At 68.7% G+C, this 20,145-nt stretch carries 18 protein-coding genes; 5 read left to right on the top strand and 13 right to left on the bottom strand.

Going from position 1 to position 20,145, the window contains the following annotated elements:
• The first annotated feature begins 133 nt into the window (after positions 1–133).
• Positions 134–748, top strand: coding sequence for a YceI family protein (locus ACW14X_RS13430; RefSeq protein ID WP_160025903.1), 615 nt, complete (start codon positions 134–136; stop codon positions 746–748).
• 84 nt (positions 749–832) lie between these two features.
• Here the strand turns inward: ACW14X_RS13430 and ACW14X_RS13435 are convergent, their stop codons facing one another.
• From ACW14X_RS13435 to ACW14X_RS13445, 3 genes are all read right to left on the bottom strand, one after another.
• The gene (locus tag ACW14X_RS13435) at positions 833–1,291 is read right to left on the bottom strand and encodes a hypothetical protein (protein ID WP_457165892.1); all 459 of its coding nucleotides are present in this window, start codon (positions 1,289–1,291) and stop codon (positions 833–835) included.
• A gap of 571 nt (positions 1,292–1,862) precedes the next feature.
• Positions 1,863–3,503, bottom strand: a complete 1,641-nt coding sequence (gene mctP / locus ACW14X_RS13440) for a monocarboxylate uptake permease MctP (RefSeq protein WP_350839939.1) — start codon at positions 3,501–3,503, stop codon at positions 1,863–1,865.
• Positions 3,500–3,754 (bottom strand): DUF3311 domain-containing protein, encoded by a 255-nt coding sequence (locus tag ACW14X_RS13445; protein WP_350717928.1) that lies wholly within the window; start codon positions 3,752–3,754, stop codon positions 3,500–3,502. Before ACW14X_RS13445 ends, mctP begins: the two co-directional genes overlap by 4 nt.
• Positions 3,755–3,952: 198 nt before the next feature.
• On the opposite strand from ACW14X_RS13445, the gene ACW14X_RS13450 reads away from it, so the two are divergent.
• Positions 3,953–5,266, top strand: a complete 1,314-nt coding sequence (locus ACW14X_RS13450; RefSeq protein WP_457165893.1) for an exo-beta-N-acetylmuramidase NamZ family protein — start codon at positions 3,953–3,955, stop codon at positions 5,264–5,266.
• A 67-nt stretch (positions 5,267–5,333) separates the two neighbouring features.
• Here ACW14X_RS13450 and eda read toward each other — a convergent pair whose 3' ends face one another.
• Positions 5,334–5,963 (bottom strand): bifunctional 4-hydroxy-2-oxoglutarate aldolase/2-dehydro-3-deoxy-phosphogluconate aldolase, encoded by a 630-nt coding sequence (gene eda / locus ACW14X_RS13455; RefSeq protein ID WP_160025908.1) that lies wholly within the window; start codon positions 5,961–5,963, stop codon positions 5,334–5,336.
• Entirely contained in the window at positions 5,956–7,839 is a 1,884-nt protein-coding gene (gene edd, locus ACW14X_RS13460) for a phosphogluconate dehydratase (RefSeq protein WP_457165894.1), read from the bottom strand. Before edd ends, eda begins: the two co-directional genes overlap by 8 nt.
• Positions 7,840–7,944: 105 nt before the next feature.
• Between edd and ACW14X_RS13465 the strand changes: the two genes are divergently transcribed.
• Positions 7,945–9,108: an ROK family protein gene (locus ACW14X_RS13465; RefSeq protein WP_457165895.1), complete on the top strand. Its 1,164-nt coding sequence runs from the start codon at positions 7,945–7,947 to the stop codon at positions 9,106–9,108.
• Between the two features lie 3 nt (positions 9,109–9,111).
• Here the strand turns inward: ACW14X_RS13465 and ACW14X_RS13470 are convergent, their stop codons facing one another.
• Positions 9,112–9,783 (bottom strand): SIMPL domain-containing protein, encoded by a 672-nt coding sequence (locus tag ACW14X_RS13470; protein WP_457165896.1) that lies wholly within the window; start codon positions 9,781–9,783, stop codon positions 9,112–9,114.
• 38 nt (positions 9,784–9,821) lie between these two features.
• Here ACW14X_RS13470 and ACW14X_RS13475 point away from each other — a divergent pair, with 38 nt between their 5' ends.
• Complete coding sequence (locus ACW14X_RS13475; RefSeq protein ID WP_457165897.1) at positions 9,822–11,054, top strand: low temperature requirement protein A; 1,233 nt, start codon at positions 9,822–9,824, stop codon at positions 11,052–11,054.
• 63 nt (positions 11,055–11,117) lie between these two features.
• On the opposite strand, the gene ACW14X_RS13480 is transcribed toward ACW14X_RS13475, so the two are convergent.
• From ACW14X_RS13480 to ACW14X_RS13505, 6 genes are all read right to left on the bottom strand, one after another.
• Positions 11,118–11,963: a PadR family transcriptional regulator gene (locus ACW14X_RS13480; RefSeq protein WP_201451167.1), complete on the bottom strand. Its 846-nt coding sequence runs from the start codon at positions 11,961–11,963 to the stop codon at positions 11,118–11,120.
• 154 nt (positions 11,964–12,117) lie between these two features.
• A complete protein-coding gene (locus tag ACW14X_RS13485; protein ID WP_160025914.1) occupies positions 12,118–13,383 on the bottom strand; it encodes a mechanosensitive ion channel in 1,266 nt (421 codons plus the stop codon).
• Between the two features lie 201 nt (positions 13,384–13,584).
• The gene (locus ACW14X_RS13490) at positions 13,585–15,513 is read right to left on the bottom strand and encodes a M3 family metallopeptidase (RefSeq protein WP_160025915.1); all 1,929 of its coding nucleotides are present in this window, start codon (positions 15,511–15,513) and stop codon (positions 13,585–13,587) included.
• Positions 15,514–15,580: 67 nt separating this feature from the next.
• Positions 15,581–15,943 (bottom strand): YciI family protein, encoded by a 363-nt coding sequence (locus tag ACW14X_RS13495; RefSeq protein WP_457165898.1) that lies wholly within the window; start codon positions 15,941–15,943, stop codon positions 15,581–15,583.
• Between the two features lie 172 nt (positions 15,944–16,115).
• The gene (locus ACW14X_RS13500; RefSeq protein WP_457165899.1) at positions 16,116–17,354 is read right to left on the bottom strand and encodes an RNA polymerase sigma factor; all 1,239 of its coding nucleotides are present in this window, start codon (positions 17,352–17,354) and stop codon (positions 16,116–16,118) included.
• Between the two features lie 7 nt (positions 17,355–17,361).
• The gene (locus tag ACW14X_RS13505; protein WP_160025918.1) at positions 17,362–17,736 is read right to left on the bottom strand and encodes a YciI family protein; all 375 of its coding nucleotides are present in this window, start codon (positions 17,734–17,736) and stop codon (positions 17,362–17,364) included.
• A gap of 150 nt (positions 17,737–17,886) precedes the next feature.
• Here ACW14X_RS13505 and ACW14X_RS13510 point away from each other — a divergent pair, with 150 nt between their 5' ends.
• Positions 17,887–19,209: an MFS transporter gene (locus tag ACW14X_RS13510; RefSeq protein WP_457165900.1), complete on the top strand. Its 1,323-nt coding sequence runs from the start codon at positions 17,887–17,889 to the stop codon at positions 19,207–19,209.
• Here the strand turns inward: ACW14X_RS13510 and ACW14X_RS13515 are convergent.
• Positions 19,138–20,019: an alpha/beta fold hydrolase gene (locus tag ACW14X_RS13515; protein ID WP_350717907.1), complete on the bottom strand. Its 882-nt coding sequence runs from the start codon at positions 20,017–20,019 to the stop codon at positions 19,138–19,140. The two genes, ACW14X_RS13510 and ACW14X_RS13515, sit on opposite strands and share 72 nt — an antisense overlap.
• Between the last annotated feature and the right edge of the window lie 126 nt (positions 20,020–20,145).

Consider the following 20,145-nt stretch of genomic DNA (forward strand, 5'->3'; position numbering starts at 1 on the left):
TTAGGGATAGCGTTGTCACTGCAACCAATTTTCCCTCGTCGTCAGGAAAGGCCACGCGAGCGGGAACATTGGGAGAGATTCCCCCGTTATGATGCTTGCAGTTTCAACCAATTCTTCCAGGAGCACATTCGCTATGGGCATTTTCAGCAAGAAGGACACGGCACCCGCCGAGACCGAGTTCGACACCCCGACCGCCGCCATCGAGGACATCGCGGGTGACTACACCCTCGACGTCGCCCACACCCGCCTGGGCTTCTCGGCTCGCCACGCGATGGTGACCACCGTCCGTGGCTCGTTCAAGGAGTTCGAGGGCACCGCGACGATCGACACCGCCGAGCCGGCCAAGTCCAAGGTCTCGCTGACGATCAAGGCTGCCTCCGTCGACACCGGCAACGCCGACCGCGACGGCCACCTGCTCTCGGGCGACTTCTTCGAGAACGAGGCCCACCCCAACATCACCTTCGAGTCGACCGAGGTCGAGTTCGACGGCGAGACCTGGAACATCACCGGCGACCTGACCATCAAGGGCGTCACCAAGTCGGTCACCGTTCCGTTCGAGCAGACCGGCTCCGCCAAGGACCCGTTCGGCAACACCCGCGTCGGCTTCGAGGGTGCCGTCGCGATCAACCGCACCGACTGGGGCCTCTCCTTCAACGCGGCCCTCGAGACCGGCGGCGTCCTCGTCTCCGAGAAGATCAAGCTCGAGTTCGACATCTCCGCGATCAAGAACGCGGACGACGCGGCCTGATCCTGAGGTCGATCTGACCCACGAATGCGTCGGGGCCACCGGGAGATCTCCCGGTGGCCCCGACGCATGTCATCCGCGGATCGCTCAGGGCGCGTCCTGGATGTAGTAGTGCTTCTCCGCCCCGACCCGACCGGTGCCGACGACGTCCACGGACGAGGAGTCACCGGTCGCTCCTCCGGCGAAGCTGACCTGGTCCGTGCCGAGATCGACACCGCGACCGCCGCCCAGCGGCGAGCCGGTGTCATCGTCATGGTGGACGACCCCACCACCGGCGGCGTTGTCGACGGGAGACGTGACGGGAGACTCGAGGTGCGCGCGACCGCTGATCACGACCGTGGTCCCATCGGTCGTCACGGTCACCGCCGCGTCGCTTCCGGCTGCCGCTCCTGAGACCGTCACCGGACCCGCGGGTCCGCGATCCGGAGCCTTGATCGGTTGCTGGGCCGCCGGGGCCGCCCGGCTGTCCGACTGCTCAACTGACTGCGAGTCGGCGTAGGTGACCGCGGCACCGGCGACCAGCAGGCCACCTGCCACAAGGGTCACCGCCACCGATCGCCTAAGCCCCCGGAGGACCTTCGAGTTCATCGCGTTCTCCTGACGTGTTCGGGTGATGAGGGAATGCGGGACCCCGTCAGCGCCTGCACCCGGCGCCCGAGCGCACGGGGATCGCGGCTGGCGCGGACGGGGTCCCGCCGAGCAGGGCGAGCGAGGTCCTGGTCACGCTCATAGCCCCACCCATCGGACCGGACGGATCAGCAGTCTGAGACGACTGGCCAGCTTCACGCCCGGTGGTAGATCCATGCAGGGCGACGCCCCCCGGCGTCCAATCGCCCACATGGATCCGTTGCTCGGTTCGATGCTCGACCGTCGCGGCGCGTCCGGCGCCACGAGCCATCGCGGCGCGGCGTACACCGTGGCCTCGACTGCTCGTCGAGGCCGTCACAGCCTCATTGCTCACCATGGACGCTCCCGAGTTAGGTCCGAATCAGAGCCTTCAGTACTTGTTACGTACATCCATGCTCTGATGTTGCGGTTCTCCGAGAAAAGGGGAAAAAGTCCCGCAAACACGTCATTGAGACATGTTTGCGGGACTTTGTGTCCGACTCAGTAGGGCTCAGCGCACCTCCGTCGTCGAGCTCAGCTCCTCGACGACGCCCTCGTCGCCGGCGTCGACCGAGTAGTCCGATGCCGAGGTGGCGTCCTCCCCGTCCGGCACGTTGAGCGCCCTCAGGATCGGGGTCAGGACGACGACCACGATGAGGTTGAGCAGGAACGCGGTGAGCGCGATGTAGATCGGCGTCTCCGTGCCCGGGAACGGCGCCAACGGTCCGCCGAAGTGCTCCTGCGTGGGCGAGGAGACGCCGTACGCGACGATCGTCCCGTACGCCATCCCGACCGCCCAGCCGGCCAGGACCGCCCAGCGGTGGAACCACCGGGTGTAGAGGCCGACGACGATCGCCGGCAGGGTCTGCAGGATCCAGACGCCTCCGAGGAGCTGCAGGTTGATGGCGTACGACTTCGAGAGCGCCAGCACGAAGATCAGCGCCCCGAACTTCACGACCAGGGACACGATCTTGGCCTGCTTGGCCTCGTCCTGCGGGGTCGCGTCGGGCTTCAGGTACGCCTTGTAGATGTTGCGCGTCCACAGGTTCGCGGCCGCGATCGACATGATCGCCGCCGGCACCAGCGCACCGATGATGACGGCCGCGTACGCGACACCTGCGAACCACGCCGGGAACTGGTCCTCGAAGAGCTGCGGGATCGCCAGCTGCGGGTTCGGCGGGTCGCCGACCATCACCCCCGCCGCGAGGGCCACGAACCCGAGCAGCGCCAGGAGCCCCAGCAGGAACGAGTACGCCGGCAGCAGCGAGGCGTTGCGGCGGATCACGTTGCGGCTTCGGGTGGAGAGGACGCCGGTGATCGAGTGCGGGTACATGAACAGCGCCAGCGCCGAGCCGAGGGCCAGGGAGGCGTAGGCCCACTGGCCGGCCGCCTGGGTCGGGAACAGCGCCTTCGGAGCCGCGTCGCCGGCGGCGATCGCGTCGGCATTCTCGGTGTTGAACGTGTCGAAGCTGTTCTGCACCGTGTCGAAGATGTTGCCCCAGCCGCCGAGCTGCGACGGGATGTAGATGATCGCCACGATGATCACGATGTAGATCAGCGAGTCCTTCACGAACGCGATCAGCGCCGGCGCCCGCAACCCGGAGGAGTACGTGTAGGCGGCGAGCACCGCGAACGCGATGAAGAGCGGCAGGTCACGGATGAACCAGTTCGAGGAGTCGCTCTGCAGACCCATCACCTCGAGCACGACCTCCATGCCCACCAGCTGCAGTGCGATGTAGGGCATGGTGGCCAGCAGGCCGGTGACCGCGACGGCGAGGCCCAGGGATCTGGACCCGTAGCGGCCGACGACGAAGTCGGCCGGGGTGACGTACCCGTGCTTGTGCGAGACCGACCACAGCTTCGGCAGGAACGCGAAGATCAGCGGGTAGACGAGGATCGTGTAGGGCACCGCGAAGAACCCGACCGCCGAGCCGGCGAACAGCGTCGCGGGCACCGCGATGAAGGTGTACGCCGTGTAGAGGTCGCCTCCGATGAGGAACCAGGCCACGAACGTACCGAAGCCGCGGCCGCCCAGACCCCACTCGTCGAGGTTGTCCATCGACTTCGCCCGGCGCCAGCGCGCCGCGGAGAAGCCGAGGATGGTGACCAGCAGGAAGAGGAAGGCGAAGACGGAGACTGCTACCGCGCTCACTGGCCACCCTCCTTCCACGGGCGCCCGGCGGCGGCACGGTCACGCCGGAACGCGGCCTTGGCGACGAAGTAGGCGATGGTCGTGAACAGGACCGAGCAGGGGATGAGGACGAGCTGGAACCAGAAGTAGAACGGGAATCCGGCGAACGTCGGATCCTCCTTCGCGTACAGCGGCACCGCGAGTGACGGCGCTGCTGCCGCGAACAGGAGGACCCCGACAAGGATCCACGAGCCCTTGGACGAGGACGGCATGGGTCACCTCCGAGATCTGTCGAAGTGGGGTTGGACGACCTGTGACCTTGGTCACATCCGGGGATCCTGTCCAGCCCCATCCGACCCACACGACGACGAACGGTCGATCTGCCGGGACGAACGGTCGAATCACCTGCCATGCACCGTCTTCAGGGCTAGCCTGCAAGGTGATCCTCCCCCTCGGTACAGGAGCACCCCATGAGCACTGAAGTCCCCAGGATCGACCGCCGCCGTCTGCTCGGCGCTGCCGCGGCCGGCGCCGTGGCGGCGCCGCTTCTCACCGGTTCGGCGGGAGCCTCGACCGAGCAGGTTTCACCGCTGGGCGGTGGCGAGGCGGTCAGGACCGGCGCCGAGCGAGCCGCCGGTGACGGCTGGTCGGTGCTATCGGGCGATCGGGTCGGCATCATCACCAACCCCACCGGCGTGCTCCGCAACCTGCGCAACATCGTCGACGAGATGCACGAGTCCGGCGCGGTCCAGATCGCCGGTGTCTTCGGGCCGGAGCACGGCTTCCGCGGCACCGCTCAGGCGGGCGGCTCCGAGGGCACCTTCGTCGACGAGCGCACCGGACTGACCGTCTATGACGCCTACGGCGCGAACGTGGCGAAGATGACCGAGCTGTTCACAACCGCCGACGTCGAGACCGTCGTCTTCGACATCCAGGACGTCGGCTCCCGGTTCTACACCTACATCTGGACGATGTGGACGGCGATGCAGGCGGCCGTCGCGGCCGAGAAGCGCTTCGTGGTCCTCGACCGCCCCAACCCCGTGGGCGGAACCGCCCGCGGACCGATGATGACCGCGGCGTACACCTCGGGCGTCGGCGCCCGTGAGATCGTCCAGCAGCACGGGATGTCGGTCGGCGAGCTGGCCCGGTTCTTCGACGGGGAGTTCCTCGAGGAGCACGCCGGCGGGCGGCTGGCCCAGCTCGACGTCGTCCAGGTTTCCGGATGGCGGAGAAGGACGTTGTACGCCGACACCGGGCTCGACTTCGTCCTGCCGAGCCCCAACATGCCGACCCCCGACACCGCGCTGGCCTACCCCGGCACCTGCATGTTCGAGGGCACCAACCTCTCCGAGGGGCGCGGCACCACCAAGCCGTTCGAGCTGATCGGGGCGCCGTTCGTCGACCATCGCTGGGCCGCGGCGCTGGAGGAGGCGAACCTGCCGGGCGTGACGTTCCGGGAGGCGTACTTCAACCCTTCGGTCAACAAGTTCGCCGGCCAGGTCTGCGGCGGTGTGCAGGTCACGATCCAGGACCGCGATCGCTTCGATCCCGTCCGTACCGGCGTCGAGATGCTGGTCACCGCCAAGGCGCTCTACCCGCAGTTCGCCTGGCGCCAGGACTCCTGGGACACCGCCCGCCCGTTCTGGATCGACAAGCTCACCGGATCGACGAGGCTGCGTACGCAGATCGACGCCGGCGCCACCGGCGCCGAGGTCGAGGCAGCCTGGCGAGACGAGCTGGCCGCCTTCGACGCGACCCGCCGCCAGTACCTCCTCTACCGCTGACCCGGCGCGTTCTGACCGAAAAGCACGCCGAGTCGGCGCGTTCGAACGCGCCGACTCGGTCGCAATTTCAGCGGAGGGCGGCGGTGGCGGCCGCGAGCGCGGTCACGCGGTCCCAGTCGCCGGAGGCGAGCGCGTCGCCCGGGGTGAGCCAGGAACCGCCGACGCAGCCGACGTTGGCCAGAGCCAGATAGCTGGGAGCGGTGGCGAGCGAGATGCCGCCGGTGGGGCAGAAGCGTACGTCCGGCAGTACCGACGGCAGCGAGCCCAGGAACTTCACGCCACCGGACGCCTCCGCCGGGAAGAACTTCATCGCGGTGTGGCCGGTCTCGAGCACCGCGAGGGCCTCGGAGACGGTGGCGGTGCCGGGCAGGAACGGGAGGCCGGTGTCGCGCATCGCGCCGAGCAGCGTCGGGGTGGCACCCGGCGAGACCAGGAACTGGGCCCCGGCCGCGGCGGCCTCCTTCGCGAGCACGGGAGTGGTCACGGTGCCGGCGCCGATCAGGACCTCCGGCACCTCCTCGGCGATGGCCCGGATCGCATCGAGGGCCACCGGCGTACGCAGGGTCAGCTCGACCACGGGCACGCCGCCCTCGGCGAGGGCGCGGGCCACGGGCACCGCCTGGTCGACGGAGTCGACGACGACGACCGGGATCACCGGGGAGAGGTCGAGCAGGTCGGCGGAGGTGAGGTCAGACATGGACGGGGGTCTCCTGGGACGTAGCGGCGCTCTGCTCAATGGAAGCAAAGGGGAAGACGGAGGCGCCGGTGTCGGCAGAGCCGACGGTGGCACGGAAGGCGGAGAAGAGCTCTCGGCCGGTGCCGCGCCACTCGGCGTCGAGCGGTGCCCGACCGGTGGCGGGACGGTGCGCGAACTCGTCGGCGTCGACGCCGATGCTCAGGGTGCCGGCGACGGCGTCGACGGTGATCAGGTCACCGTCCTGTACGCGGGCGAGCGGCCCACCGAGCGCGGCCTCGGGGGTGAGGTGGATGGCTGCGGGCACCTTCCCCGACGCGCCGGACATCCGGCCGTCGGTGACGATGGCGACGTGCTGGCCGCGATCCTGCATGACCCCGAGCGCCGGGGTGAGCTTGTGCAGCTCGGGCATCCCGTTGGCCGCGGGGCCCTGGTAGCGCAGCACCGCGACGAAGTCACGGCCGTCGAGGCGCTTCTCGGAGAAGGCGGTGAGGAAGTCGGCCTGGTCGTCGAAGACGAGCGCGGGAGCGGAGACCACCTGGTGCTCGGGCGCGACCGCCGAGGTCTTGATGACCGCCGTGCCGAGCTCGCCGCGCAGCACCCGCAGGCCACCGTCGGGCGAGAACGGGTCGTCGGCCGGGCGCAGCACGTCGAGGTCGCCGGAGACCGGCGCACCCTCGACGTACTCGATCTCACCGTCGCGGGTGAGCCGCGACTCCTGGGTGTAGGCCGACAGGCCAGGCCCCAGGATCGTCGTGACGTCCTCGTGGAGCAGGCCGGCCTCGAGCAGGGTGCGGATCAAGAAACCGACGCCGCCGGCGGCGTGGAAGTGGTTCACGTCGGCGGAGCCGTTGGGGTACATCCGGCTGAGCAGCGGGACGACCGGTGAGAGGTCCGAGATGTCGTCCCAGGTCAGCTGAATCCCGGCGGCGCGGGCGATGGCGACCAGGTGCATGGTGTGGTTGGTCGAGCCACCCGAGGCCAGCAGCGCGACGCAGGCGTTGATGATCGACTTCTCGTCGATCATCTCGCCCACGCCCGGGCCGCCCTCGAGAGCGAGCTCGGTGGCGCGCGCCGCCGCGGCACGGTTGAGCGCGGCCCGCAGCAGGGTGTCCGGCGATGCGAACGAGGAGCCCGGCAGGTGCAGGCCGAGCACCTCCATGAGCAGCTGGTTGGAGTTGGCGGTGCCGTAGAAGGTGCAGGTGCCGCGGGAGTGGTAGCTGGCGGCCTCGGCCTCGAGCAGCTCCTCGCGCGTCGCCTCGCCTGCTGCGTACCGCTGGCGGACGCGGGCCTTCTCCTTGTTGGGGAGCCCCGAAGACATCGGGCCGGCCGGCACGAAGACGGTCGGCAGGTGGCCGAACGAGAGAGCCCCGATCAGGAGGCCGGGCACGATCTTGTCGCACACGCCGAGCATCAGCGCGGCGTCGAACATGTCGTGCGAGAGGGCGATCCCGGCCGACATCGCGATCACGTCGCGGGAGAAGAGGGAGACCTGCATGCCGTCGCGGCCCTGGGTGATGCCGTCGCACATCGCGGGTACGCCGCCGGCGACCTGCGCCAGCCCGCCGGCCCGCATGACCGCGGCCTTGAGCAGCGGCGGGTAGGTCTCGTACGGCGCATGCGCGGAGAGCATGTCGTTGTAGGAGGTCACGATCGCGACGTTGGGCTTCGCGCCGGGGTTGATGACCTTGAGCTCGGCCTTCGTCGGGGCGGTGGACGCCGCGAAACCGTGGGCCAGGTTGCTGCACGCGAGCCGGCCGCGAGCGGGCCCGGCGACGCGGGCGGCCGCGATGCGGTCCAGGTAGTCGGCCCGCGTGGCGGCGGAACGCTCGATGAGGCGAGCGGTGACGTCGGCGACGGTGGGGGAAACGGCAGTCACGGGTCCTCCAAAGGAAGTGTGCTTTGGCACACTTTGACACGATCTTTGGATCGATACAAGTAAATCTTTGGTACTTGGAAGACATAAGCAGGGTACTCTGCTCCCATGCCCGAGATGACAACCGCCGCCGATGTCCTCGCTCTGGTGCGCTCCGGACGCGCCCTGACCCGCAGCGATCTGCAGAAGACGACCGGTCTGTCGCGTACGGCTGTGGTCTCCCGGGTCTCGGCGCTCGTCGACGCCGGGCTGATCCTCACCGGGGAGGAGCTCGCCTCCACCGGTGGCCGGCCGCCGGGCTCATTGACCTTCAACGCCGACGCCGGGGTGGTGCTGGCGGTGGCGATCGGGCGCTCACGCAGCCAGCTCGCCGTCTTCGACCTCGACGGCCGCGAGCTCGCCGGCGACACCCGTGACCACGAGGTCGGGATCGCCGCCGACGACCTCATGCCGGAAGTCACCGACCGGCTCGAGCGGCTCCTGGAGGGCATCGAGCCGCCGGTGCTCGGTGTCGGGATGAGCCTGCCCGGCGTCGTCGACCCCGTCCGCCTGGTCTCGGTCGACTCACCGGTGATGCGGGGTTGGGACGGCGTCGCGCTCGACCCCTACTTCGACCGCCTCACCGACGGGCCGCTGGTGCTCGTCAACGACACCGACGCGCTGGCCACGGCCGAGCTCTTCGGCAGCGGGCTGAACCCGCGGGACGCGCTCGTCGTGAAGGCGTCGACCGGTCTCGGCCTCGCGGTCATCGCCGACGGCCGAGTGCTGCGCGGCCACGCCGGTGCCGTCGGCGAGATCGGCCACACCCGGGTCGAGTCCGCCGGCGAGCGCCCCTGCCGCTGCGGGGCGACCGGATGCCTGGAGACGGTCGCGGCCGGCTGGGCACTGACCCAGGGCCTGGTCGACTCGGGCGTCTCTGCCGGACACATCCGCGACCTGGTCGCCGCCGCGCTCGCCGGCGACGCCATCGCCCGCGGTCTGCTGCGCGAGGCCGGTCGCCAGCTCGGCGAGGTGCTCGCGATCGCGATCAACCTGCTCAACCCCGAGGTCGTCGTCATCGGCGGCGACATGGCCGGTGCCTTCGACCTCTACACCGCAGGCGTACGCGAGACCGTCTACTCCCGCTCGACCGCCCTGGCCACCCGCGACCTGACCTTCGTCCCCTCCACCCACGCCGACTCCACCGGCATGGTCGGCTGTGCCGCGGTGGTCATCAACCACCTGCTCTCCCCCGAGCGCCTCGACGCCCATCTCGACGCCGTCGCCAGGTGACCCTTACTTCGCTGCGACGGTGAAGGCGGCCTCGACCTCGGCGTAGACCGAGATGTCGTCGGGGTCGAAGGCCAGGTCGGGGGCGGTCGACGCCTTGCCCCGGGCCATCTCAGTCGCTACCGGCATGGCCACGTCAGCCGCGTACGCGACCTGTTGGTTGACGCCGACGTCGTTGATGCTCCGGACCGCGACCGGACCGAGGTCGAGCGCATCGGCATAGTCCTGGGCACGCACCTTGGCCTGGCGCACCGCCTCCTGGCGTACCTCTCGCTCGACCTTCAGCCGGGTCTCCTTGGTCAGCTGCCACGAGACGTGGTCGACCCGGAGACCCTCGTTGCCCGCGGTGCGGCCGACCCAGGTCGCCAGCGCCTTGAAGTCGACGAACTCCGCCCAGAGACCGACCGCTGCGCGGTGCACCAGCGGCAGCTGCTTGCCGTCCTTGTGCCAGGGCCGCTCGGCCGAGATGCGCGCCCGCTGGATGACGAGCCTCTTGATCGCACCCTCCTGCTCGAGCCGCTCGAGCTCCGTACGCACGCCATGCAGCGCACGCCGCAGCTGCTCCATCACCGGCTCCGGCGCGGGGCCGTCGAACCGGATCTCGGCGGACACCACCCCTCGCTCCGCCGCCACCTCCACAGTGTGCGACCCGCGCACCTTGATCAGGATTTCGCTCATGCGACGAAACGTACGCCTCAGGACCTATCCTCACCAGCGTGACTGCAACCAGCCGCCTGCGCCAGATGACCGGACGCGACCCGCACGAGGAGCATCGGGCCGCGACTCCCTTGGAGCTGCTCTTCGACCTCACCTTCGTCGTGGCCTTCGGCATGAGCGGCAACGAGCTCGCCCATCAGCTCGCGGAGGGCCACATCGTGGCAGGGATCGTGGCGTTCTGCTTCGCCTCGTTCGCGATCTGCTGGGCGTGGATCAACTACTCCTGGATGGCCTCGGCCTACGACACCGACGACTGGGCGTTCCGGCTGCTCACGATGTTGCAGATGGTCGGCGTGATCATCATGGCCCTCGGCCTGCCGGAGATGTTCGAGAGCGTTCACGAGGGCGAGCGGCTCCACAACGAGATCATGATCGCCGGGTACGTCGTGATGCGGGTCGCGCTCTGCGGCCAGTGGCTGCGGGCCTGGCGCCAGGACCCGGGCAGACGCGGGGCGCACCGGATCTACCTCGTCTCCATCCTCGGCTCGCAGGTGCTCTGGTGCGTCATCGCCATCCTGCCGCTCGACGTGGCGACCGCGTTCGCCGCGATGATGGTGCCTCTGGTGATCGAGCTGGTCGGGCCGTTCATCGCCGAGCGTCACTTCGGCGGCACTCCCTGGCACGCCGACCACATCGCCGAGCGCTACGGCCTGCTGACGATCATCACCCTCGGCGAGGGCGTGATCGGCACCGTCGCGGTGATGTCCGCGATCGTCCACGAGCCCGAGCTGGGGTGGAGCCTCGACGCGATCCTGCTGCTCGCCGCCGGTATCGGCCTGACCTTCGGCCAGTGGTGGACCTACTTCACGATCCCCTGGGCCACGATGCTCGAGCGGCGCCGCGACCGCTCGTTCCTCTGGGGCTACGGCCACATCCTGCTCTTCGCCGCGATCGCGGCCACCGGAGCCGGCCTGCACGTGGCCGCCTACTTGCTCGAGCACGAGTCCAAGCTCGGCGAGGTCGGCACGGTCATCTCTGTCGCCCTCCCCGTCGGCGTGTACGCCTTGGTCCTCTATCTCCTCTACAACCTGTTCATGCACGTCATCGACCCGTTCCACATCGTCCTGGTCGCCCTCACCATGGCCGTGCTCGTTGCGAGCGTCGCGATGGCGATCGCGGGCGTGCCCGTGGCCTGGTGCCTCGTCGTCGTCGCCCTCGCGCCAGTCGTCACCATCGTCGGCTACGAGGCCGTCGGCCACCGCCACCTGGCCATTCACCTCGACGCCCTCTGACCCATCCCTCACATCAGCAGGTGCCCCACGCTCGAGAGCGTGGGGCACCTGTCGTTGGGGACATCAGGGCTTCGGGTCGGGGCCGGGCTCGCCGTCCTCGGACTCCTCGACCTCGTCGATCTCGTCGACCTGCTCGGCGGTCACGGTGTGCTCGTCGTCGCCGGCCGCCAGGATGCCGTAGAGCTTGCGCCTGGTGTCGGCGAGGACGTCGGCGGCTGCCTGGCGCTGGGCGTCGGTGCCGGAGGTGGCGAGCTGCCACACGGCCGGGAGGACCTGGGCGAGTTCGCCGCCGAGGACTCCGAAGCCGGCCAGGTCGCCCAGGCCACCGGGGCCACCACGGCCGCCGCGACCTTGGCTGCGAGCGTTGTCGACGGCCTTGTCGAACGGCGTCCAGACGCCTGCAAGCTCGTCGGCGTGCTCGGTGGCGTAGGTCTTGCCGGCCTCGGTCAGCCGGATCGCCCGGCGGCCGTGCTCGTCGTCGGACTCCACGAGACCCTCGTCCTCGAGCTGCTGGATGGTCGGGTAGACGGAGCCGGGGCTCGGCCGCCACTCACCCGAGCTGCGCTCGGAGATCTGCTGGATCACCTGGTAGCCGTTGATCACCTGGCCCTGCTCGGCCGCCTCAGCCATCACATAGATGATCGCGGAGCGTACGTCACCACGACGGACCCGGGGACCGGGCCGCTGCGGGGGCTGGTTCTCGAAGCCGAGCAGCGCCGCGATCCACGGCGGCGGACCAGCCGGTCCACGACCGCGACCGTGATGGCCACCCTGCCAACCGGGACCGCCAGGTCCGCCCCAACCGGGACCGCCCTGCCAGCCATGGGAGCGGCGCGGGCCGCCCTTGCCGAACTCTCGACCCATCTGGTCGATCCACTCACCCCAAGGGTTGCTGTTGTTGTACGTCATCAGGTTTCTCACTTACTGTCGGAAGACTGGATCGCGTTCCTTCGCGATATATCGTGATCTTACGCCGGTGATCAGAGTGATTCAAGGCAAATGAAGGGAGCCCCCGGAAAATCCGGGGGCTCCCTGAGTCAGACCCTGAGGGTCGTGAGTGCGATCAGACGCCAGGCGTCTGCGGCGGCGTCGGGTTCGGAGCGGTCGGCGTAGCAGCCGAACGCGCGGCACTCTCGGCCTGGAGCCGCTCCAGCTGCCGGGCGGCAGCCTCGCGACCGCCGAGACCGAAGGCGAGCGCCGCGGCAGCGGCACCACCGACGACCACGGCACCGAAGCCGAGGTTGATGATCGAGTCGGCGAGACCCATGAACTTCAGCCCGATCGCGACGAAGAGCACGATCGTGGCGTACTTCAGGATCTGCGAGGCCGATCCAGGCACGATCTTCGCGAGCACCGAGGCGATCACGACACCGGCGGCGATGATCGCGCCACCGAAGATGACCTTGCCACCCAGCTCGAGCACCTCGGCGATGAACGCGGTGATCTGCGGGAACTCCAGCATCTGCGCCGCCATCACGGCGAAGAAGAGCACGATGCCGATCTGGATCACCTTGGTGACGATCGGGGTAGCGCTCTGCCCCTGCGGCAGCACGTCCATGGAGTGGAGGGCCTGGTCGAAGCCGAGGCCGTCGATTAGCTGACCGAGGATGTCGGCGGCGAAGCGGGCGATGACCACTCCGATGCCGAGCAGGATCGCGGCGGCGATGATCTTCGGGATCGCGGCCAGGATCATGGCGAGCATGAGCTCGGCGGGCCGCGAGATCGAGTTGATCCCGAGAATCTGCAGAGCGGCGATGGCCACCACGATCATGATGATCGCGTAGAGCACGAGACCGATGACCTTGACGATCTGGGCGGCGGTGCCCGGGCGCGCAGCCTGTGCGTCGTACGGGTCGGCGGTGGTGTCCACGCCGACCGTCTGGTCGACCTGGCCGGAGAGCTTGCTGCCGCTGCCGATCCACTTGTCGAACGGGACCGCGCCGAGCGCGGTCTCGACGAGCTGGCGGACGACCTTGGCGACGAGCGCGCCGACGATGAAGACGAAGACCGCACCGATCAGGTTGGGCAGGAAGCCCATCACACCGTCGAGCAGGCCCTGGATCGGCGTCAGCACAGAGCTGAGCTCGAACAGGTCCAGCAGCGCGATCAGACCGAAGAGCCACACCAACAGGGCAGCCACGGAACCGAGGCTCTTGCCGATGCTGTCGCCATCACTTCCGGCTTTCTGGAGCACCGGGATCTTCGAGGTCAGCTTCGCGAAGGCCCAAGCGACGATCTTCGCGATGATCCACGTGACCACCAGGATGACGATCGCGGCGAGCACCTTGCTGCCGAGACTCACCCAGTCGATGTCCTTTATGGCATCCATTGTCTCTCCCCTCAATAGGGTTTCTTGAGAAGGTGCCTGAGATCGACGAGCAGCCCGAGTGATGCGCGCAACAGGCACCTCTGCTTAGTCCCGACGTTCGTCCAGATGCGACCCAGACGCAAGTTTGGCGCTCCAGCGGACGCAAATAAGCAAAGGATTTACAATGTGGCGCCCTATGTATCGAACAGGGTGAAACGAGCCCTAAGAGACCAACCAGGCCGCGTACGCATCGAAGGAGTAGGGCCGGCCGAGGAAGTCGGCGACCAGATCGGCGGCGTCCTTCTCGCCGCCGCGGGCGAGCACCAGATCGCGGTAGCGGCCGGCGACCTCGGGGTCGAACAGGTTGTCCCGGTCGAAGGCGCTGAACAGGTCCTTCGCGATGACCAGCGACCACATGTAGGTGTAGTAGGCCGAGGAGTATCCGCCCAGGTGGCCGAAGTTGGCGAAGAAGTGGGTGCCCTCGATATAGGGGTAGGGAGAGTACGCCGCCTGGAGCTCCTCGAGCCGCTTGGTCAGGTCGTCGGGCTGTTCCTTGTGGAACCAGTAGGAGATCGCGGCGTAGAACATCTGCTGCCGGGCGTGGTAGCCCTTGCCGAAGTCGTCCGCGGCCCGCATCCGCGCGACCAGGTCGGCCGGGATCGGCTCGCCGGCCGCGTTGGTGGCGAAGGTCTGTAGTACGTCGGCGTCCCAGGCCCACTCCTCGAGCATCTGGCTCGGCGCCTCGACGAAGTCCCACTCCGTCGCGACCCCGGAGAAGCGCGCCCACTCGCCCTGCCCGCCGAGCACGTGGTGGATCAGGTGGCCGAACTCGTGGAAGAGGGTCACCACGTGGTCGTGCTCCATCAGGCCGCGGGAGAAGTTGCAGACCAGCACGCCCTCGGGGAGCTGCCGGCCCTTCACGCCGGGGGCGAGGTCGAACTGCGCCGCGTGCTTGTACTTGCCCTCGCGGGGGTGGAGGTCGAGATAGATCCGGCCGAGGGGCTCGTCGCCGTCCTGCTGATAGACGTCGAAGACGCTCACGTCCTCGTGCCAGGTGACGACGTCGGAGACCGGCTCGTAGCGCAGCCCGAAGAGCCGGCCGGTGACGTCCAGCAGACCCTGGTGCACCTTCGCGAAGTCGAAGAACGTACGCACCACCTGGCTGTCGACGTCGTACTTCTCCTGCCGCACCAGCTCCTCGTAGTAGAGCGCGTCGGCGGCCGAGACCGCGCTGGCGCCGGGGACGTCGCGGTCGTAGCGGTCGAGGAGCACCTCGAGGTCGCGCTTCATCCGCCCCTCGGCGGCGCCGGCGATCTTGTCGATGAACTCGGGGATCGCCGGTCCCTCGCCGATCATCTTCACCGCGGCATCGAAGGCCGGCCAGTCCTCGTAGCCGACCAGGTTGGCCAGCTCGTGACGCAGCGCGAACATCTCCTTCAGGACCGCTTCGTTGTGCGGCCAGCCGCGCTCGAGCGAGGCCACGGTGACGGCGCGACGGATCGCGGGATCCTTCACGAACATCCGAGCGGGAAGCGCGTCGGGATAGTCGGTCGTGATCTCCACGAGCCCCTTGTCGTTGACCGGGTGCGCCTCCAGCCAGTCGGCCGGCATCCCGTCCAGCTGCTCGGGCGTGGCCAGGGTGATGCGTACGTCGTCCCGGGTCACCCGGGAGAACTCGAGGTTGAGCTCGGTGAGGCGTTCGTTGATCTCGGTGAGCCGGGCCCGGGTGGCGTCGTCGCGGTCGACGCCTGCACGGGTGAAGTCCTGCAGCGTCTTCTCCAGGAGCCGCTTGGCCAGCGGGTCGAGGGCGTCCGTCTGGTCGGCGGGGAGGTCCGCGAAGACGCGGTAGAGCGCCTGGTCCTGGGTGAGCTCGGTGCGCAGCCGGTCGACCTCGACCTCGGTGTCCTCGCACGCCGTGCGGACCGCCTCGACGGGGTGGACGTTGGCGAGCAGGCCGGCCAGGCCACCGAGCGAGCCGAGCTTCAGGGACAGCTCGTCCCAGGCGTTCAGCACCTCGGTCGCCTCGCTCGGCGGCGCGGTCCGCAGCTTCTCGGCCAGCTCCCGCACGTGGGTCAGGGTCGCGGACGTACGCTCCTTGACCCAGCTCTCCGCGGCTTCGGTCTCGGGCAGGGCAAGCGGCTCTGGCGTCATGCGGCAAGCCTGCCACGACCTGAAACGCTTCGCCGCCGAGATTCGGCGAAGCGTCCAGGTGCGATGCTCACTCCTCCGTCGGGAACATGTCTGGGAACCGGTGGACCTCCTGCGGCCAGTCGAGCGCGACCGTCAGCCGCCCCGCCCAGTGGCGCGCCGCGTCCTCGTCGGGGGCCTCGATGACACAGAAGCCACCGAGGTGCTCCTTGGTCTCGACGTACGGGCCGTCGGTGAAGACCGGCTCGCCGTTCTTGGCCTCGACGCTGAAGAGCGCGGTCGAGGCGTCGAGGGCTCCGTTGCCGTAGACGTAGACGCCTGCGGACTTCATCTCCTCGATCACCGCCATCGAGGTGTCGCGCTTCTTCTCGAGCTCCTCCATCGTGTGCTCGGGAACCCACTCGTCGTTGAACACGATCAGGTATTCGGGCATGCGTATCGTCTCCTCGTCTCCGGGCGGTCTCCGGTATGACCGCCTCTTACCTGTACTACGAACGCGAGTGTCCCGATCCGACACCGTCGTAGGGGTAGTCCGGGAGCGAACTGCCTATTTACCGACGAGTAATAGGCATTTCGCTCCCGGACTACCCCAACAGCACGGCAAATCACCCTCCACCCAGCTGGTCCCTGCGCCTGGTCAGCAGCGCGACCTCGGCGGCGTTCTCGGCGAGCTCGATGGCCTTGTCGTACGCCGCACGGGACTCGCCGCTGCGGCCGAGGCGGCGCAGCAGATCGGCTCGGGTGGCATGGAAGGCGTGGTAGCCGTCCAGGCCGAGCCGGTCGATCTCGGCCAGCGCGACCTCGGGGCCGTCCAGCTCGGCGACGGCGATCGCCCGGTTGAGGCGGACGATCGGCGAGGCGTCGACCCGGATCATCTGGTCGTAGAGCGCGACGATCTGGGACCAGTCGGTGTCGCGGGCGTCGCGCACCGAGGTGTGGACCGCGTTGATGGCGGCCAGGATCTGGTAGCGCCCGGGTCGCGGGCCGCCGTTGGCGACGACCTCGAGCCGCTCGCGCACCAGTGCATGGCCTTCGGCGATCAGCGCGAGATCCCACGAGCCGCGGTCCTGCTCGTCGAGCCGGACCAGCTCGCCGGTCGCCGAGATCCGTGCCGTACGCCGCGCCTCGATCAGCAGCATCAGGGCCAGCAGGCCGGCGACCTCGCCGTCGTCGGGGAGCAGGGCACGGACCAGCCGGGTCAGCCGGATGGCCTCGAGGGTCAGGTCGCCGCGTACGGGATTCTCGTGGTCGCCGGAGGAGAGGTAGCCCTCGTTGAAGACCAGGAAGAGGACGGCCAGGACGCCCGAGACGCGCTCGGGGAGGTCGGCAGCCTCGGGGACCCGGTAGGGGATGTGGGCGGCCTTGATCTTGGTCTTCGCGCGGGTGATCCGCTGGCCCATCGTGGTCTCCTGGACCAGGAAGGCGTTCGCGATCTCGGGCACGGTCAGGCCGCCGACCATACGCAGCGTCAGCGCGATCCGCGCCTCGGGCGCGAGCGCGGGGTGGCAGCAGGTGAACAGCAGCCGGAGCCGGTCGTCCTCGATGGCGCCGAGAGGCTCGTGCGGGGTGTCATCGTGCATCGCGACGGCCTCCTTCTGCTTGTCGTCACGCTTGGACTCGCGGCGGATCCGGTCGATCGCGCGGCGGTTGGCGGTGGTGGTGAGCCAGGCGCCCGGGTTCGGGGGTACGCCATCGAGCGGCCAGCGCTCGACTGCGACCGTGAACGCCTCGGCCGCGGCCTCCTCGGCGATGTCGAGGTCGCCGAAGCGCTTGGCGAGGCTGGCGACCACCCGGGCCCATTCCTCCTGGTGGGTCCGGGTGATCGCCGCGTCGATATCCGTCAACAGCGGTTCACGCCTCGGGGCCGGTCTGCATCGGGCGCACCTCGACCTTGCCCAGGCAGGCCGCGGAGGCCTCGGCGGCAAGCTTGAGAGCGACATCGAGGTCGGGGACGTCGATGATCCAGAAGCCCGCCATGTACTCCTTGGCCTCTGCATAGGGGCCGTCGGTGATGACCGGCTTCTCGCCCTGACCGTCGACGACGGTCGCCGTCTTGGCGGCATCGAGGCCGTCGGCGAAGACGAAGTAGCCCTCCTGCTGGAGCTTGTCGTTGAACTTCCCGGTCGCCTCGAACGAGGCCATCATCTCCTCCTGCGAGGCGTAGCCGTAGTTCTCCTTCTCGTAGTCCGAGTCGGGACCCCAGACAGACATCAGGTACTTGGCCATGGTGCTCACTCCTTCGTGTCGGACGGCCTCGGTGACCGCCTCTCACCCTTGCTACGAACGTCTACACCCCGATCCGACACCTCTCATCGGAATTTCTCCAGGTAAATTCATTCCTTTAGCATTGGTAACCATGTCGACGACCGCACAGCGATGAGCATCACCGCCAAGCTCAAGGGCGCCGTGGCCGACACGCGCCCCCTCCACGAGCCGCACTTCCGGCGCCTGTGGATCGCCGGGATCATCACCATGATCGGCGCCCAGCTGACCGTCGTCGCGGTGCCTGCCCAGATCTACGCGGACACCGGCTCGTCGGCGTACGTCGGGCTGACGGGTGTCTTCGGACTGGTCCCGCTGATCGTCTTCGGCCTCTACGGCGGCGCGCTCGCGGACCACTTCGACCGGCGTACGATCCTGATGGTCTCGACCACGGGACTGATCGGCACCAGCGCGCTCTTCTGGCTCCAGGCAGCAGCCGGCAACACCAACGTCTGGCTGCTGCTGTGCCTCTTCTCGGTCCAGCAGGCCTTCTTCGCGGTCAACCAGCCGACCCGGAACTCGCTGCTGCCCAAGATCCTCCCCGCGCACCTGCTCCCGGCCGCCAACTCGCTCAGCATGACGGTCTTCCAGGCCGGCGCGATCGCGGGACCGCTGGTCGCCGGCGTGATGCTGCCGTTCACCGGGTTCACCTGGCTGTACGCCATCGACACCGTCACCCTCTTCGCGACCCTCTACGCGGTCGTGCTGCTGCCGAGGATCCCGGTCGAGGGCGCCGGCTCGAAGGTTCCCGGGCTGCGTTCGGTGTGGGACGGGTTCGCCTACCTGCGGCATCAGCCGGTGCTGATGATGAGCTTCGTCGTCGACCTGATCGCGATGGTCTTCGCGATGCCGCGGGCGCTGTTCCCGCAGATCGCCCACGAGTCCTTCGGCGGTCCTTCGGAGGGCGGGATCGCGTTCGCGCTGCTCTTCGCGGCCATCCCGGCCGGCGCGGTGATCGGTGGGATCTTCTCCGGCTGGGTCTCGCGGATCGAGGCGCAGGGCCGCGTCGTCATCTACTGCATCGGCGTGTGGGCCCTCGGGATCACCCTGTTCGGGCTCACCGTCGGGTTCGCGGATCTCGCCGTGGACAAGCGCACCACGATGCTGATGCTGGGGCTCGCCGTGTTCTTCATGATGGTCGCCGGCGCCGCCGACGTGGCCTCCGCGGCCATCCGGATGTCGATCCTGCAGTCGGCGGCCGACGACAACGTACGCGGCCGGCTGCAGGGGGTCTTCACGGTTGTCGTCGCGGGTGGCCCGCGGGTCGCCGACGTCCTGCACGGAGGCGCGGCGGCCGTGGTCGGCACCGCGATCGCGACCACCGGAGGTGGCCTGCTCAATCTGCTCGGGATCGCGCTGTGCGCGCTACTCGTCCCGAGCTTCCTCGCGTACCGGGTCAACCGGGCCGCGACCACCGAGCACGAACTCACGAAGTAGCCCGGCGAGCAGCTCGGGCTGGTCGATCGGAACCAGCGTGGAGGAGTCCTTGACGATCTCCAGCCGCGCGTCGGGATAGTGAGCGGCCAGACGCGGACCGTGCTCGGCGGGCATCATCGTGTCCTGATCGGCCCAGACGACGAGCACCGGCTTGGTGAACTTCTGCTGGCCCTCGGCCAGCTCGAGCAGCTTGTCACGACCAGGAGCGCCGCCGGCGAACTTGATGAAGTCGCGGCGGATCGCCCGGTCGGTCAGCGCCGGCGCGAACCAGCCGTGAACGAGGTCGTCGTAGAGGTGGTAGCTCTTGTCGACCGACATCCCGCCGTAGCCCCCGCGCGCCTGCCGGAAGCTCTCCATGCGGAGCAGCTGCAGCGCGGCGGTGAACAGCGGCGGCACCTTCGAGAGCACCGCCAGCGGCCTGGCGGCCTTGGGCGGGTAGTTGTCGAAAGCCTCGCACGCCACCAGCGCCATCCGCGCGATGCGGTCGGTGCGGTCGGCGTTGATGAGGAACTGGCCACCGCCCCAGTCGTTGAGGACCAGGGTGACGTCGTGGAGGTCGAGCGCGTCGAGGAAGTCGCCGAGGATGTTCGCCACACCCTGCTGGCTGAGGTCCGCGTCGGGCCGCATCGGCCGCCGGTGACCACCCAGCGGCAGCGTCGGCCGGATCACCCGGAAGCCACCGAGGTAGGGCAGCGCACGGCGCCACAGACGGCCGTCCATCGGCACTCCGTGGAGGAGTACGAGGACGGGGCCATCACCGCCGGTATCCTCGAAATCGATCGGACCGGCCGACAGCTCGACGCTGGGCATTCAGGGGGCTCCTCGAAGCAATGACGTAGGGGTCCCCACACCCTGCCCCCCGGGGAACACGCGTGCAACGGGAATCGCTCAATTGCCTACGCATCTGGGTATATCGCAGGTCTTAGGTCCCTGAGC

The organism is Nocardioides sp. YJ-D4 (assembly GCF_054031495.1).